14 protein-coding genes are annotated in these 13841 nt (G+C 70.0%); 5 read left to right on the plus strand and 9 right to left on the minus strand.

The genetic code is table 11. The annotated features are described in order from the left end of the window. Positions 1-4 precede the first annotated feature (4 nt). Complete coding sequence (gene cysS / locus FHS39_RS04810) at positions 5-1399, minus strand: cysteine--tRNA ligase (protein WP_184346458.1); 1395 nt, start codon at positions 1397-1399, stop codon at positions 5-7. A gap of 165 nt (positions 1400-1564) precedes the next feature. On the opposite strand from cysS, the gene FHS39_RS04815 reads away from it, so the two are divergent. Together FHS39_RS04815 and FHS39_RS04820 are read left to right on the plus strand one after the other, a co-directional pair. Further along, the gene (locus FHS39_RS04815) at positions 1565-2698 is read left to right on the plus strand and encodes an acyltransferase family protein (RefSeq protein WP_184346459.1); all 1134 of its coding nucleotides are present in this window, start codon (positions 1565-1567) and stop codon (positions 2696-2698) included. Between the two features lie 167 nt (positions 2699-2865). Continuing rightward, positions 2866-4119: an acyltransferase family protein gene (locus tag FHS39_RS04820; RefSeq protein ID WP_184346460.1), complete on the plus strand. Its 1254-nt coding sequence runs from the start codon at positions 2866-2868 to the stop codon at positions 4117-4119. 37 nt (positions 4120-4156) lie between these two features. Here FHS39_RS04820 and FHS39_RS04825 read toward each other — a convergent pair whose 3' ends face one another. The 4 genes from FHS39_RS04825 to FHS39_RS04840 form a co-directional block, all read right to left on the minus strand. Continuing rightward, the gene (locus FHS39_RS04825; protein WP_184346461.1) at positions 4157-4564 is read right to left on the minus strand and encodes a TIGR03618 family F420-dependent PPOX class oxidoreductase; all 408 of its coding nucleotides are present in this window, start codon (positions 4562-4564) and stop codon (positions 4157-4159) included. A gap of 186 nt (positions 4565-4750) precedes the next feature. Next, positions 4751-5263, minus strand: coding sequence for a 2-C-methyl-D-erythritol 2,4-cyclodiphosphate synthase (gene ispF, locus FHS39_RS04830; protein WP_184346462.1), 513 nt, complete (start codon positions 5261-5263; stop codon positions 4751-4753). Continuing rightward, positions 5253-6035: a 2-C-methyl-D-erythritol 4-phosphate cytidylyltransferase gene (gene ispD, locus FHS39_RS04835; protein WP_184346463.1), complete on the minus strand. Its 783-nt coding sequence runs from the start codon at positions 6033-6035 to the stop codon at positions 5253-5255. Before ispD ends, ispF begins: the two co-directional genes overlap by 11 nt. A gap of 274 nt (positions 6036-6309) precedes the next feature. Continuing rightward, positions 6310-6792 carry a CarD family transcriptional regulator gene (locus FHS39_RS04840; protein ID WP_003953493.1) on the minus strand — a complete coding sequence of 161 codons (483 nt, stop codon included), beginning with the start codon at positions 6790-6792 and terminating at the stop codon, positions 6310-6312. Positions 6793-7367: 575 nt separating this feature from the next. Between FHS39_RS04840 and FHS39_RS04845 the strand changes: the two genes are divergently transcribed. Next, complete coding sequence (locus tag FHS39_RS04845; RefSeq protein WP_184346464.1) at positions 7368-8039, plus strand: copper chaperone PCu(A)C domain-containing protein; 672 nt, start codon at positions 7368-7370, stop codon at positions 8037-8039. A gap of 69 nt (positions 8040-8108) precedes the next feature. Here FHS39_RS04845 and phoP read toward each other — a convergent pair whose 3' ends face one another. Continuing rightward, on the minus strand, positions 8109-8780 hold the full coding sequence (phoP, locus tag FHS39_RS04850) for a two-component system response regulator PhoP (protein ID WP_466731699.1): 672 nt from the start codon (positions 8778-8780) through the stop codon (positions 8109-8111). Positions 8781-8886: 106 nt separating this feature from the next. Further along, the gene (phoR, locus tag FHS39_RS04855) at positions 8887-10173 is read right to left on the minus strand and encodes a two-component system sensor histidine kinase PhoR (protein WP_246469815.1); all 1287 of its coding nucleotides are present in this window, start codon (positions 10171-10173) and stop codon (positions 8887-8889) included. Positions 10174-10398: 225 nt separating this feature from the next. Between phoR and phoU the strand changes: the two genes are divergently transcribed. Further along, positions 10399-11091 carry a phosphate signaling complex protein PhoU gene (phoU, locus tag FHS39_RS04860; RefSeq protein ID WP_184346465.1) on the plus strand — a complete coding sequence of 231 codons (693 nt, stop codon included), beginning with the start codon at positions 10399-10401 and terminating at the stop codon, positions 11089-11091. A gap of 317 nt (positions 11092-11408) precedes the next feature. Here phoU and FHS39_RS04865 read toward each other — a convergent pair whose 3' ends face one another. Continuing rightward, complete coding sequence (locus FHS39_RS04865) at positions 11409-11630, minus strand: hypothetical protein (RefSeq protein WP_184346466.1); 222 nt, start codon at positions 11628-11630, stop codon at positions 11409-11411. A 16-nt stretch (positions 11631-11646) separates the two neighbouring features. Continuing rightward, on the minus strand, positions 11647-12408 hold the full coding sequence (locus FHS39_RS04870) for a phosphoglyceromutase (protein ID WP_184346467.1): 762 nt from the start codon (positions 12406-12408) through the stop codon (positions 11647-11649). A 141-nt stretch (positions 12409-12549) separates the two neighbouring features. Between FHS39_RS04870 and FHS39_RS04875 the strand changes: the two genes are divergently transcribed. Beyond that, positions 12550-13824, plus strand: a complete 1275-nt coding sequence (locus FHS39_RS04875; RefSeq protein WP_184346468.1) for an MDR family MFS transporter — start codon at positions 12550-12552, stop codon at positions 13822-13824. Positions 13825-13841 lie beyond the last annotated feature (17 nt).

Raw genomic sequence — 13841 nt, forward strand, 5'->3', positions numbered from 1 at the left:
TCCCTCAGGACAGGGACCAACGCGGGCCGGACGGGGTGTCCTCGATCGCGAGGCCGGAGTGCTGGAGCTGATCGCGGATGGCGTCGGCGGTGGCGTAGTCCTTGCGGCCGCGGGCCGCCTCGCGCTGCTCCAGGACCAGCCTGACCAGCGAGTCCACCACACCGTGCAGGTCCTCGCCGCGGCCGCTGCCGCCGCGGTCCCACTGCTCGTCCAGCGGGTCCAGGCCCAGCACGCCGAGCATGGCGCGCACCTCGGCCAGCCGGGCGACGGCGGTTTCCTTGTCGTCGGCGGTCAGCGCGGAGTTTCCCTGGCGGACGGTGGTGTGCACCACGGCCAGCGCCTGCGGGACGCCCAGGTCGTCGTCCATCGCCTCGGCGAACGCCGGCGGCACCTCGGCGGCCGGCTCGACGGGCCCGGCCTTCTCCACGACGCGCTGGATGAAGCCCTCGATCCGCGCGAAGGCCGACTCGGCCTCGCGCAGCGCCTCCTCGCTGTACTCGATCATCGACCGGTAGTGCGGGGTGCCCAGGTAGTAGCGCAGGACGATGGGGCGCCAGTGCTTGACCATCTCGGAGACGAGCACGGAGTTGCCCAGCGACTTCGACATCTTCTCGCCGCTCATGGTCACCCAGGCGTTGTGCACCCAGTACGCGGCGAAGTCGTCGCCGAAGGCCTTGGCCTGGGCGATCTCGTTCTCGTGGTGCGGGAAGATCAGGTCCAGGCCGCCGCCGTGGATGTCGAACGCGGCGCCCAAGTACTTGTGGGCCATCGCCGAGCACTCCAGGTGCCAGCCGGGACGGCCGCGGCCCCACGGGGTCTCCCAGGACGGCTCGCCGGGCTTGGCGGCCTTCCACATCGCGAAGTCGCGCGGGTCGCGCTTGCCGGTCTCGCCCTCGCCCGAAGGCTGCAGGAGGTTGTCCAGCTCCTGGTTGGACAGCTCCAGATAGCCGGGGAAGGAGCGCACGTCGAAGTAGACGTTGCCATCGGCCTCGTAGGCGTGGCCGCGCTCGATCAGACCGCGCATCATCTCGATCATCTCGGGTACGTGCCCGGTGGCGCGCGGCTCGTAGGTGGGCGGCAGGCAGCCGAGGACGTCGTAGCCGGTGTTGAAGGCCCGCTCGTTCTCGAAGCCGATCGACCACCAGGGGCGGCCCTGGTCGGCCGCCTTCTTGATGATCTTGTCGTCGATGTCGGTGACATTGCGGACGAACGTCACGTCGTAGCCGCGGTAGGCGAACCAGCGGCGCATGATGTCGAAGTTCAGACCCGACCGGATGTGCCCGATGTGCGGTGCGGCCTGCACGGTGGCGCCACACAGGTAGATCGAGACACAGCCCGGAGTGAGCGGGGAGAAGTCACGGATCTGCCGGGCGCTGGTGTCGTACAGGCGAATGGTCACGGAACCAGGGTAGTGGCCCCGGAGGAGTGCCCCGGGCAATCAGGGGCGGAGGGTGTGGGTCCGGGGAGTTACGGCACGTTTTTACCGCTATTTGCCTTTTGCGCGATAAACACCATTACCTCTGGTAGTTTCCCCGGCACCAGGCCGCGGAACCCAGGAGGGGCGTTGCACTCCACCCTGCCGGTACAGGACCACCCCGAGCAGCAGACGGGCCCGACGGCGCGCCGGGCGTCCGGCGGCGGGGACGCGGGCGGAAGACTCGCCGCCCTGGACGGCCTGCGGCTCTGCGCGGCACTGATGGTGGTGGCCTACCACTACATCGCCTTCGGCAGCGGCGCCTGGGACCGGCCCTCCCGCTCCCTCTTCCCCACGGCCTACCTGCCCGCCTCCTACGGCTGGCTCGGCGTCCAGCTCTTCTTCCTGATCAGCGGCTTCGTGATCTGCATGAGCTGCTGGGGCAAGAGCGTGGAGGAATTCGCGGCGTCGCGCGTCACCCGGCTCTACCCGGCGTACTGGTTCGCCGTGCTCGCCGTCGCGTTCGCGCTCCGGCTGTGGCCGTCGATGGGCGAAGCGCCCCGGCTGAAGGACGTGGCCGTCAACCTGACGATGCTCCAGGACCCCCTGGGGGTGGATCCGGTGGACGGGGTCTACTGGACCCTCTGGATCGAGATGCGTTTCTATCTGCTCTTCGCGCTCGTCGTCCACAAGGGGCTGACCTACCGCCGGGCGGTGGGATTCTGTGTGGTCTGGGCCTTTGCCGCGACGATCGCCAAAGCGGCGGACAACAGCACGCTCGACCAGATCCTGATGCCGCACGACTGCTGGTATTTCATCGCGGGCATCGCTTTCTATCTGATGTACCGATTCCGCCCGAATACGGTGCTCTGGCTGATCACCGGCGGGTGCCTGCTGGCCGCCCAGCACGATCTCCTGGAAGCGCAGCTGCGGGCGGAGGGCCATATGGGCCATCACGTACCGCAGTGGCCGACGCTCGCACTGCTGCTGGTCTTCTTCCTGGCGGTGGCGGCGGTCGCGCTGGGCTGGACGTCCCGCCTGCGATGGCGGTGGCTGGCAAAGGCGGGCGCGCTCACCTACCCGCTCTATCTGCTCCACGAACATCTCGGCTGGTTGATCATCAAGCAGTCGCACGGCCGGGTGCCGCGATACGTCCTGCTTCCGGCACTGGTGGCGGCAATGCTGCTCGCTGCATGGCTCGTACACCGGTGCGTGGAACGTCCGCTGGCCGCACGCCTGAAACAGGGGCTGCGGCGCGCCGTGACGGAGATCCGGTGTGGTTGAGACGCGCATAACCTGCGATCTGGTGCGCCGGAGACAGGGCCAGAAAAACCGGGACAGAAAAGCATGCGAGAGAACCGTCACGGCCCACTCGGCCGCATTTTGTGTCAGCATGCCAGCGCAATGGCCCCGCGTAGGATGAGCCGACCGACCCCAATGGAGAGGACGACATGCGTTTCGCCAGACGAGATGATCTCGATGGCGCCCAAACAGCCGTTCAACGGTCGGCACCCAGGCTCTATGTACTGGACGGGCTCCGCCTCATGGCGGCCCTCATGGTCGTGGTCTTCCACTACGTCGCCCTCCGCGGCGGCTGGGGACAGGACCCGGCAAATGTCTTCCCGAACGCGCATCTGGTCGCCCGCTACGGATTCCTCGGCGTCGAGGTCTTCTTCCTGATCAGCGGCTTCGTGATCTGCATGAGCACCTGGGGACGCTCGCTGGGCGACTTCGTGGTCTCCCGTGCCTGCCGCATCTACCCGGCCTACTGGGTCGCGATCTTCCTGACCGCCGGTGTCGTCACCCTGTGGCCACAGGTCCGCAGCGTGAAGAACTGGGACGTCGTCCTCACCAACCTCACGATGCTCCAGCAGGGCCTCGGAGTCTGGGACGTCGACGGCGTCTACTGGACGCTCTTCATCGAGCTGAAGTTCTACGTCCTCTTCGCGATCGTCGTCGCCACGGGCGTCACCTACCGCAAGTGCGTGCTCTTCTGCGGGCTGTGGACGGTCGCCGCCGTCAGTGCGGGCCAGGTGGACAACAAGCTGCTCGACATGTGGGCCATGCCCCTGTACTCGCCGTACTTCATCGCGGGCATCGCCTTCTACCTGATGCACCGCTTCAAACCCACCGCACTGCTGTGGGGCATCGTGGGCATCTCCCTGCTCCTGGCCGAGCACCACGTACCCAAGCGCGTCGCCGACAACACCAACAGCACGATCGCCACCTGGCCCGCCACCCTGGGTGTCTTCCTGGCCTTCGTGCTCATGGCGCTGATCGCGACGGGCAAGCTCAACCGGATTCAGTGGCCGTGGCTGGCGAAGGCGGGCGCGCTCACCTACCCGCTCTACCTGCTCCACCAGTACATCGGGATGACGATCATCCACGGGCTGCGTACCCGGGTCCCGGCGCCGCTGCTGGTGGCCGGCCTGATGGTCGTGATGCTCTTCGCCGCCTGGCTCCTCCACCGCTACGTCGAGAGACCACTCGGCAAACGGATGCGCGACGCCCTCAAGAAGGGCATGGAGGAGATGCGCCGCAATTCCGTGCCACCGGCGCGCGCCGGGGCCGGAAGCGCCTCCGAGAACTCGCTCACGGCGGGCCTGCGCGAGGGCCTGCCGCTGCTCAAGGAGCCGCGCGGCTACGACAAGCCCGCGGGATCCGACCGCGACCGCGTCGGCGCCGCCCAGTCCGACGGCGCGTGACGCGGCGGTCCGGGCGGGCCGTGGCGGCCCGTACGCCCTAGAGCGAACCGACCACCCGGCGGGGAGCGACGCGGACGACGACCCGTTCCGCGTCCTCCCCGGCCGCCGGATTGAAGTCGGCGTAGTCCTTGCCGGTGTACTTCCGCGACAGCTCGTTGATCAGCTCCTGGCCGCCCTCGACGGAGAGCGTGGCCGCGCCCCGGATCTCGGCGTAGGTGTACGGCGCATTGGGCGGGTTGATCATGATCGTGACGCGCGGGTCGCGGCGGAGGTTCTTCTCCTTGCGGCGCCCGACGGTCGTCGAGACGAGCAGCTGATTGCCCTCGCGCTTGATCCAGGTGACCGACAGCTGCGGGCTGCCGTCGGGCTGGACCGTCGCCACGGTGGCGAAGACGGGGTTGTCGTCGATGTACTTCTTGAGGTCGTCCGACATTTCGGCAGACACGGCTCCGGTTCCTTCCCTGCGATGACGCCCGGTGTGCGCCGCCACCCACCACAAGGGGGTGATCGACGCAAACCGGACATGACGTCATGCGCACCGTATTCCCGCGAGGGGAGGTCACGGGCAGGGACAGGCCCGAGAAGGCCCGGAGAGGCACTCAGGGGTGACGCGACGGCCGGGTCGGGCGGATCAGCCGGCGTCGGACGTACGGACCACCAGCGCCGTGGCGATGGCGGCCAGGCCCTCGGCGCGGCCCGTCAGACCCAGACCGTCGGTCGTGGTGCCGGACACGGACACGGGGGCGCCCACCGCGGCCGAGAGCGCCTTCTGGGCCTCTTCGCGCCGCTTGCCGATCTTCGGCCGCACACCGATCACCTGAATGGCCACGTTGCCGATCTCGAAACCGGCGGCGCGCACGATCCGGGCGGCTTCGGCCAGCAGGGTGACGCCCGCCGCGCCGGACCACTCGGGCCGGTCCGTGCCGAAGTGCGCGCCCAGGTCGCCGAGGCCCGCCGCGGAGAACAGGGCGTCGCACGCGGCGTGCGCCGCCACGTCACCGTCGGAGTGCCCGGCCAGTCCGTGGCTCGCGTCCTCCCAGAGCAGGCCGGCGCACCACAGCTCGCGGCCCTCCTCGAAGGCGTGCACGTCCGTGCCGACGCCCACCAGGGGCAGCACGGGGCGTGCCGTGGACTCAGAAGCCATCGTTGGCCCTCCTGCGGGCGAGTACGGCCTCGGCCAGGACCAGGTCCAGGGGCCGGGTGACCTTGAACGCTTCCTCGTGGCCGGGCACCACGACGACGGGGACGCCGAGGCGCTCGACCATGCCCGCGTCGTCGGTGGCGCCCTCGCCGTCGAGCGCGACCGTCTCGTGCGCCTTCACCAGCGTCGCCCGGTCGAAGCCCTGCGGGGTCTGCACGGCGCGCAGCAGCGAGCGCTCGGGCGTCGCGACGACCGGCTCGGGCTCGCCCGTACGGGGCTCGACCTGCTTGACGGTGTCCGTGAGCGGCAGCGCCGGCACGACGGCGGGGGCGCCCGCACGGACCGCGGCGGCCACCGCGTCGACCGTGTCGACGGGCACGAGCGGGCGGGCCGCGTCGTGGACGAGGACGGCGGTGATGTCGTCCGGCAGGGCCTTGAGGCCGAGGTGCACGGACTCCTGGCGGGTGGCACCGCCGGGGACGACCAGGACGTCGGTGCGGGTGCTGTCCCGGTCGGCGAGCGGATGCGCGTCGAGCAGGGTGCGGACCTCGGCGGCACCGTCCGGCGGGGCCACGACGACGACCAGGCAGACGGCGCGCGAGGCGGCCATCGCCCGGACCGCGTGGACGAGCATGGGCGTGCCGTTCAGCGCGCGCAGCGCCTTGGGGGCGCCGGGGCCGAGCCGGACGCCGCGGCCCGCCGCGGGAATGACCGCGGCGAAGCGCACCGGGGCCGCAGTGACGGAAATGGCCGGCGCGGCGGCTCGATCAGACATTGCGTTGGCGTTCAGGTTTGCTTCCTCGGCCGAATTGGGTATGGCCCTGGGGGTACCCCCCAGCTCGCAGAGCTCGAAGTGCCGGGCGCGATGCCCCCGACCAGCCCCTTCCGTGACGACTGGTCGGGCCGGCTGCCCGGGCCCGGCACACAGAGCACGGCGTAGCAGCACCGGAGCAGAGATGCCGCAGCGCCCGGCGGATGACTGTCGTCATCGCGCGGGCACCGCGGCACTTCTTTACGCGTGGTTGTCCACATCCGGCACCTGTATGGCGTCAGGACGCGAGGACCTCGTCGAGCAGGGCCTCGGCCTTGTCCTCGTTGGTGTTCTCCGCGAGAGCGAGCTCGCTGACCAGGATCTGCCGCGCCTTGGCGAGCATGCGCTTCTCACCTGCGGAGAGGCCGCGCTCACGCTCCCGGCGCCACAGGTCGCGGACGACCTCGGCGACCTTGATCACGTCACCCGACGCGAGCTTCTCGAGATTTGCCTTGTAGCGACGGGACCAGTTCGTCGGCTCTTCGGCATACGGCGCGCGAAGCACCTCGAAGACCCGGTCAAGCCCGTCCTGGCCGACCACATCGCGAACGCCGACGAACTCTGCATTGTCCGCCGGCACCCGAACCGTCAGGTCACCCTGGGCGACCTTCAGCACCAAGTAGGTCTTGTCCACGCCTTTGATCTGGCGAGTTTCGATGGCCTCGATCAGCGCGGCCCCGTGATGGGGATAGACCACGGTGTCGCCAACCTTGAACGTCATGTGACAGGTACCCCTTCCGTGGCTATCCAGTCTAACACGGGCACAGCATGTTCTGAATGGCGTTTCCGCAGGTCAGGGCATATCTCGGGGCTTGACAACAGCAACCGGAACGTGCTGCGGGAGGCTTCCGGAAGCGGGTATTCGCAGGTCGGAGCGGTTGTCCGGGCAGGGCGAAACGCGCACGTTACACGCGCCCGAGCGGCTCCGCGAGCGGCCGAACGTCCCGTTTTGCCGGGGTCCGGTCGGCGGACTTCCGGTACTCCGTTCGGGGCCCGGCGGCCCCTTCCGCTCGTAATCCGGAATTGATCAACGCGAACTTGATCAATTCCGGAACACCTTCCCTGACACCCACGCATTCATTGCGGATAATCCGCCGAGCACGCGCCGCGCCGCTTCTCGATCGCTTCTGCACGGACCCGTGGGCGAAATCCGGCCGCGCACAGGGGCGGGGCCGGAGTGGACCATGGGGCGGGTCGGGTGCGGCGGGCGTGCAGGGGCTCGGTAACCTAAGCCCGCCGGACACAGACCCTTATCTCGTACGTACCTCGTACCTCGTCCAAGGAGATGCCGCCGCCGTGAGCAGCAGCCTTCGACGCGGCGCTCTCGCCGCTTCCGTCCTCGTGCTCTCGATCGCCTCGCTCTCCGCCTGTGCGGCGGGCAACAGTGCGCAGACGCTGGAGGTCAAGCCGGACAACGCCGCCACCTCGGTCGGCGACATCAAGCTGCAGAACGTGAACGTGATCACGCAGCCCGACCAGAAGACCAACGGGCCGGCGGTGATCACGGGCAGGCTCTTCAACAACGGCAACACCGACCAGACGCTGCGCGGCATCTCGCTGCCCGGCAAGGACAGCCCGGTCAAGCTCTCGGCCGCCAAGGGCGGCGGGCAGATCGTCGTCCCGGCCCACAGCTCGCTCACCCTGGGCGGCAAGGACAACGCCTCCGCGGTGCTGCCGAAGGGCCGCGAGGGCCTCAAGGACGGCGACTCGCAGCCGCTGGTCTTCGACTTCAGCTCCACGGGCCAGGTGAAGATCTCCGCCTTCGTCTACCCCGCGACGAGCTACTTCTCGGAGTGGGGCCCCTCGGCTCCCGCCTCCCCGGCGGCCCCGGCCTCCTCCCCCGCCGCCCCGCAGGGCAGCCCGAGCGCCCCGGCCGCCCCCGCGGGCTCCGCGAGCCCCTCGGCCCAGCAGAGCCGCCCGGCGGCGAGCGAGTCGGCCAAGGCCGGCCAGCAGCACGCGGGTCACTGACACCACGCGGAGGGGCCCGGAAGCCGAATGGCTTCCGGGCCCCTTCCGTATGGGCGGTGGTGGGCAGGTTTACGGCTCGAACTTGTAGCCGAGCCCGCGCACCGTCACCAGGTAGCGCGGCGCGCCCGGGTCGGGCTCGATCTTGGCGCGCAGGCGCTTGACGTGGACGTCCAGCGTCTTGGTGTCGCCCACGTAGTCGGCGCCCCAGACGCGGTCGATGAGCTGCATCCGGGTGAGCACCCGGCCCGCGTTGCGCAGCAGCATCTCCAGCAGGTCGAACTCCTTGAGCGGAAGGTCGACCTTGGCGCCGGAGACGGTGACCACGTGCCGGTCGACGTCCATCCGCACCGGGCCCGCCTCCAGCGCGGCCGGGGTGACCTCCTCCGGCTCGCCGCGGCGGCGCAGGACGGCCCGGATGCGGGCGACCAGCTCGCGGGAGGAGAAGGGCTTGGTGACGTAGTCGTCGGCTCCTATCTCCAGGCCGACCACCTTGTCGATCTCGCTGTCCTTGGCCGTGACCATGATGACGGGCACGTTGGAGCGCCCGCGCAGCTGCCGGCAGACCTCGGTGCCGGGCAGGCCCGGCAGCATCAGGTCCAGCAGGACCAGGTCGGCGCCGTTGCGCTCGAACTCGTCCAGCCCGTCGGGCCCGGTGGCCGCGATGGCGACCTCGAAGCCTTCCTTGCGGAGCATGTAGGACAACGCGTCGCTGAAGGATTCTTCGTCCTCGACGACGAGCACTCGAGTCACGGGGTGACCTCCGGTCGGGTCTTTGGGTGGTACGGCGCGGTGGGGTAGCGGGACGGGCGTAGCGCGCTCTCGTGCGCGACGCGTGCCACGACGAGGGTCACGGGGTGACCTCCCGGGTGGAAAGGGGGCCGTCGGAGGCGTCGGCGGCGTGCTCGGCGCCGGCGCTCTCCTCCGGGCCGAGCAGCGGGCGGCCGAGCTCACGGTCGCGCTTGCGCTCCCGCTCGCGGTCGCGGACGGCTCCGGCCTCCGGGAGGCGGAGGGTGAACGTGGAGCCCTGGCCTTCGGCGCTCCAGACGGTGACCTCGCCGCCGTGCGAGGCGACGACGTGCTTGACGATCGACAGGCCGAGCCCGGTGCCGCCGGTGGCGCGGGAGCGGGCGGGGTCGACGCGGTAGAAGCGCTCGAAGACCCGCTCGCGGTCCCGCTCGGAGATGCCGATGCCCTGGTCGGTGACGGCGACCTCGATGAGGTCGCCGCCGGGGGCGGCGACGCGCCGGGCGGCGATGCCGACCCGGGTGCGGGCGGCGCTGTAGTTGACGGCGTTCTCCACGAGGTTGCCGAGGGCGGCCGCGAGCTGGCCCCGGTTGCCCCAGACGTGCAGGTCGGCGGTGCCGCCGACGGCCATGGTGATCTGCTTGGTGCCGGCCTGGTGGCGGCAGCGGTCGACGGCCTCGGCGACGAGCTCGTCGACCCGGACCGGCTCGGCGTCCTCCAGCGGGTCGTCGTTCTGCACCCGGGAGAGGTCGATGAGCTCCTGGACCAGGTTGGTCAGCCGGGTCGCCTCGATCTGCATCCGGCCCGCGAAGCGGGTGACCGCCTCGGGGTCGTCGGCGGCGTCCATGACGGCCTCGGAGAGCAGGGAGAGGGCGCCCACGGGCGTCTTGAGCTCGTGGCTGACGTTGGCGACGAAGTCGCGGCGGACGGCCTCGATGCGGCGGGCCTCGGTGAGGTCCTCGACGAGCAGCAGCACCAGCCGCGAGCCGAGCGGCGCGACCCTGGCCGAAACCGCGAGGGCGTCGCCGCGCCCGGTGCCGCGGCGCGGCAGGTCGAGCTCGACCTGGCGTATCTCGCCGTCGCGGCGGGTGTCGCGGGCCATCTGCAGCATGGGCTCGACGGCGAGCTTGCCGCCGCGGACCAGCCCGAGGGCGTACGCGGCGGAACTGGCCTTGACCACGGCGTCGCCCTCATCGAGGACGACCGCGGAGGAGCGCAGCACGGACAGGACGGTGTCCACGCCGGGCGGCAGGACGGCGTCGGTGTGCAGGGAGCTGCGGGTGGGCCGGGCCTGGTCGCGCTCGCTCCAGCGGAACGCCAGCATGGCGATCACTCCGGTACAGACTCCGGCGATCGCTGCCGCTGCGGCGACAGCCGCGTCCACGTTCATGTCTCCAGGTTATGCGGGTGCCAGGACACATCCACAGCCAAATGGGTGCCACCTCGAACACACGTAGCCGAGAGTTCACCTTGGCGTCGGCGGTGGTTCACTCCGGAGGCCGCAGGCCGTCGTGTTCCGGCCGGAACGTGGGATCGTGGGCGGCCCGAGGACCCTTTTGAGAGCCCCTTCAAGAGCCCCCCACCGGTAGCAATCAAGGCGAGAGAAGGTCAGTCAATGCGGGACGCGTATCACGAGGAGCTGGATTCGATCGGTGAAGGCCTGGTCGAGATGGCCCGCCTCGTCGGCTCCGCGATCGGGCGCGCCACGACGGCGATCCTGGACGCGGACCTCAAGCTGGCGGAGTCCGTGATCGCGGCCGACGCCAAGGTCGACGATCTCCAGCGGGACCTGGAGGCGCGGGCGATCGCGCTGCTGGCCCGGCAGCAGCCGGTCGCCACCGATCTGCGGATCGTGGTCACCTCGCTGCGGATGAGCGCCGACCTGGAGCGCTCGGGCGACCTCGCCCAGCACGTCGCCAAGCTGGCCCGGCTGCGCTTCCCGGCGTCGGCGGTGCCGAGCGACCTGCACGCCACGGTGCTGGAGATGGGCCAGCTGGCGCAGCGGCTGATGGCCAAGGCGGCCGAGGTGATCATCACCAAGGACGTCGACCTGGCGCTTCAGCTGGAGCACGACGACGACGCGATGGACCTGCTGCACCGCGCGCTCTTCCAGCACCTGATGGACGACCGCTGGCAGCACGGCATCGAGACGGCCGTCGACGTGACGCTGCTGGGCCGCTACTACGAGCGGTTCGCCGACCATGCCGTCTCGGTCGCCAAGCGCGTGGTCTACCTGGTGACCGGCGAGCACGCCGACGAGCTGGGCCAGGCGGAGGGCCGGCCGGGCGCGTCCGCCGAGACGCCGTAGCGCAGCCGCCGGGACGCGCTCCCACACGCCCCCTGTGCGCCCATACATATGTGCGTCAGGGCATTGACGGCCGAGGGCGGTGGTCCTTGACTGGGTGCAGGCAGACCACCCTTCCTCCGAGGAGGTACCCATATGAGCGGCTGTCAGTGCGGACCCGGATGCAGCTGCGGTTGCCAGAGCGGCGGCTCCTGCCAGTGCGGCGGAGGCTGCGGCTGACTCGGTCGTAGCGCTCACTCACGTCACTCACGGGAAGGGCCCCCGCCGGATCATCCGGCGGGGGCCCTTTTCATGTACCCGTGCGGCTGAGAGGTTTCCCTCTACAGCTTGGCCATCTTGGCGTACGGGCTGGAGATCCGCATTTGCGCCGAGCCGAAATCCACGAGCGCCGCGATTCCGTCCTCGACACCGACCACACGGCCGAGGCCGTACATGTCGTGTGTGACCTGGTCGCCCACGGCGAAGTGCTTGGGAGCAGCTTCGACGGGGGCCTTGAAGGGGCTGGTGGGCAAGTGACGCTTGGGGGCAGCTGGCTTTGTCATTGCCCCCAGTATGCGCTTACTTCTTCTTGCCCTGGTTCTTCACGGCCTCGATGGCGGCCTTGGCGGCCTCCGGGTCGAGGTAGGTGCCGCCCGGAACGACGGGGCGGAAGTCGGCGTCGAGCTCGTAGGCGAGCGGGATGCCGGTGGGGATGTTCAGGCCCGCGATGTCGGCGTCGGAGACGCCGTCCAGGTGCTTGACCAGGGCGCGGAGGCTGTTGCCGTGCGCGGCGACCAGGACCGTGCGGCCGGCGAGCAGGTCCGGGACGATGCCGTCGTACCAGTACGGCAGCATGCGGACGACGACGTCCTTGAGGCACTCGGTGCGCGGGCGCAGCTCGCTCGGGATCGAGGCGTAGCGCGGGTCGTCGCTCTGCGAGAACTCGGTGCCGTCCTCGAGCGCCGGCGGCGGGGTGTCGTAGGAGCGGCGCCAGAGCATGAACTGCTCCTCGCCGAACTCGGCCAGGGTCTGGGCCTTGTCCTTGCCCTGCAGCGCGCCGTAGTGGCGCTCGTTCAGCCGCCAGGAGCGGTGGACGGGGATCCAGTGGCGGTCGGCGGCCTCCAGGGCGAGCTGCGCGGTGCGGATCGCGCGCTTCTGCAGGGAGGTGTGGACCACGTCCGGGAGCAGGCCGGCGTCCTTGAGCAGCTCACCGCCCCGGACTGCCTCCTTCTCGCCCTTCTCGTTCAGGTTGACGTCCACCCAGCCGGTGAACAGGTTCTTTGCGTTCCACTCGCTCTCGCCGTGGCGGAGGAGGATCAGCTTGTACGGTGCGTCGGCCATGCCCTTGAGCGTAATCGACCCCGTGAGCGGCCCGCGCCCGGGACGTTTGACGGTCCTCGTCAATTGAATGGCGTGGACACGACCAGCTTCAGTAAGTTGCGGAGGGTTGAGGGACCACTTACATCATCCGGGGGACACAGAATGTCGACAGCAAGTGTCAGGCGGGCCGCGAGGCAGAGCGTCTCGGGGCTGCCCCGGGCGTTCTGGTGGCTGTGGACCTCGACCCTGATCAACCGGATGGGCGCCTTCGTCGCGACCTTCCTGGCCCTCTACCTGACGGTCGTGCGGGGCTACTCCGCCTCGTACGCCGGTCTCGTCGCCGCGCTGCACGGGCTCGGTCAGGTGGTCTCCTCCCTCGGCGCCGGCGTGATGACCGACCGGCTCGGGCGCCGCCCCACGATGCTCATCGCCCAGGTGTCCACCGCCGTCACCGTGGCTCTGCTGGGCTTCGTCCAGCACCCCGCCGCCATCGCGGCCGTCGCCTTCCTGGTGGGCATGGCCGGCAACGCCTCCCGCCCCGCCGTGCAGGCGATGATGGCCGACATCGTGGCCCCCGAGGACCGCGTCCGGGCCTTCGCGCTCAACTACTGGGCCATCAACCTGGGCTTCGCGTTCTCCTCGCTCGCCGCCGGCGTCATCGCCCAGTACAGCTATCTGATCGGCTTCCTCGGCGAGGCCGCACTGACGCTCGCCTGCGCCGTCCTGGTCTTCCTCAAGCTCCCCGAGACCCGCCCTGCGCCCACGCCGGGGGCGGACGGGGCGGCCGGCGAGCCCGCGGTCGGGCTGGGGACCGTGCTGCGCGACCGTCGCTTCATGAGCGTGGTCGGACTGTCCTTCCTGATGGCCCTGATCTTCATGCAGCACTCGGTGGCCCTGCCGGTGGCCATGGGCAAGGCGGGTTTCTCCAGCACCGACTACGGCATGGTCATCGCCGTCAACGGCGTCCTCATCGTCGCCCTGCAGATCCCGGTGACCCGCTTCATCGAGCACCGCGACCCCCAGCGGCTGCTGGTGATCTCCGCGCTGCTGGCGGGTTACGGCTTCGGGCTCACCGCCTTCGCGGGCTCGCTGGGCGTGTACGCGCTGACCATCTGTGTCTGGACCCTGGCCGAGATCGTCAACTCGCCGACGCAGATGGGTCTGGTGGTCCGCCTCTCCCCTGCGCAGGGGCGCGGCCGCTATCAGGGGGTTTACACGCTGTCGTGGTCGCTGGCGGCGCTGGTCGCTCCGCTGGTGGGTGGTTCGGTGATCGACGAGTTCGGTGCGGCGATGTTGTGGGCGGGGTGTGCGGGGGTTGGCACGGTGGCTGCTGCCGGGTACTGGTTGCTGATGCGGGGCCTCCCTGCGGAGAGGCCGTCCGGCGGGGCGGGGGCGCCCGAGGCGGCTCGGTCAGAGGCCGAGGCGGCATCGGCCTGAGCGGAAGGGGAGCCCCA

Origin of the sequence: Streptomyces olivoverticillatus (genome assembly GCF_014203555.1) — a bacterium.
Lineage (GTDB): Bacteria > Actinomycetota > Actinomycetes > Streptomycetales > Streptomycetaceae > Streptomyces > Streptomyces olivoverticillatus.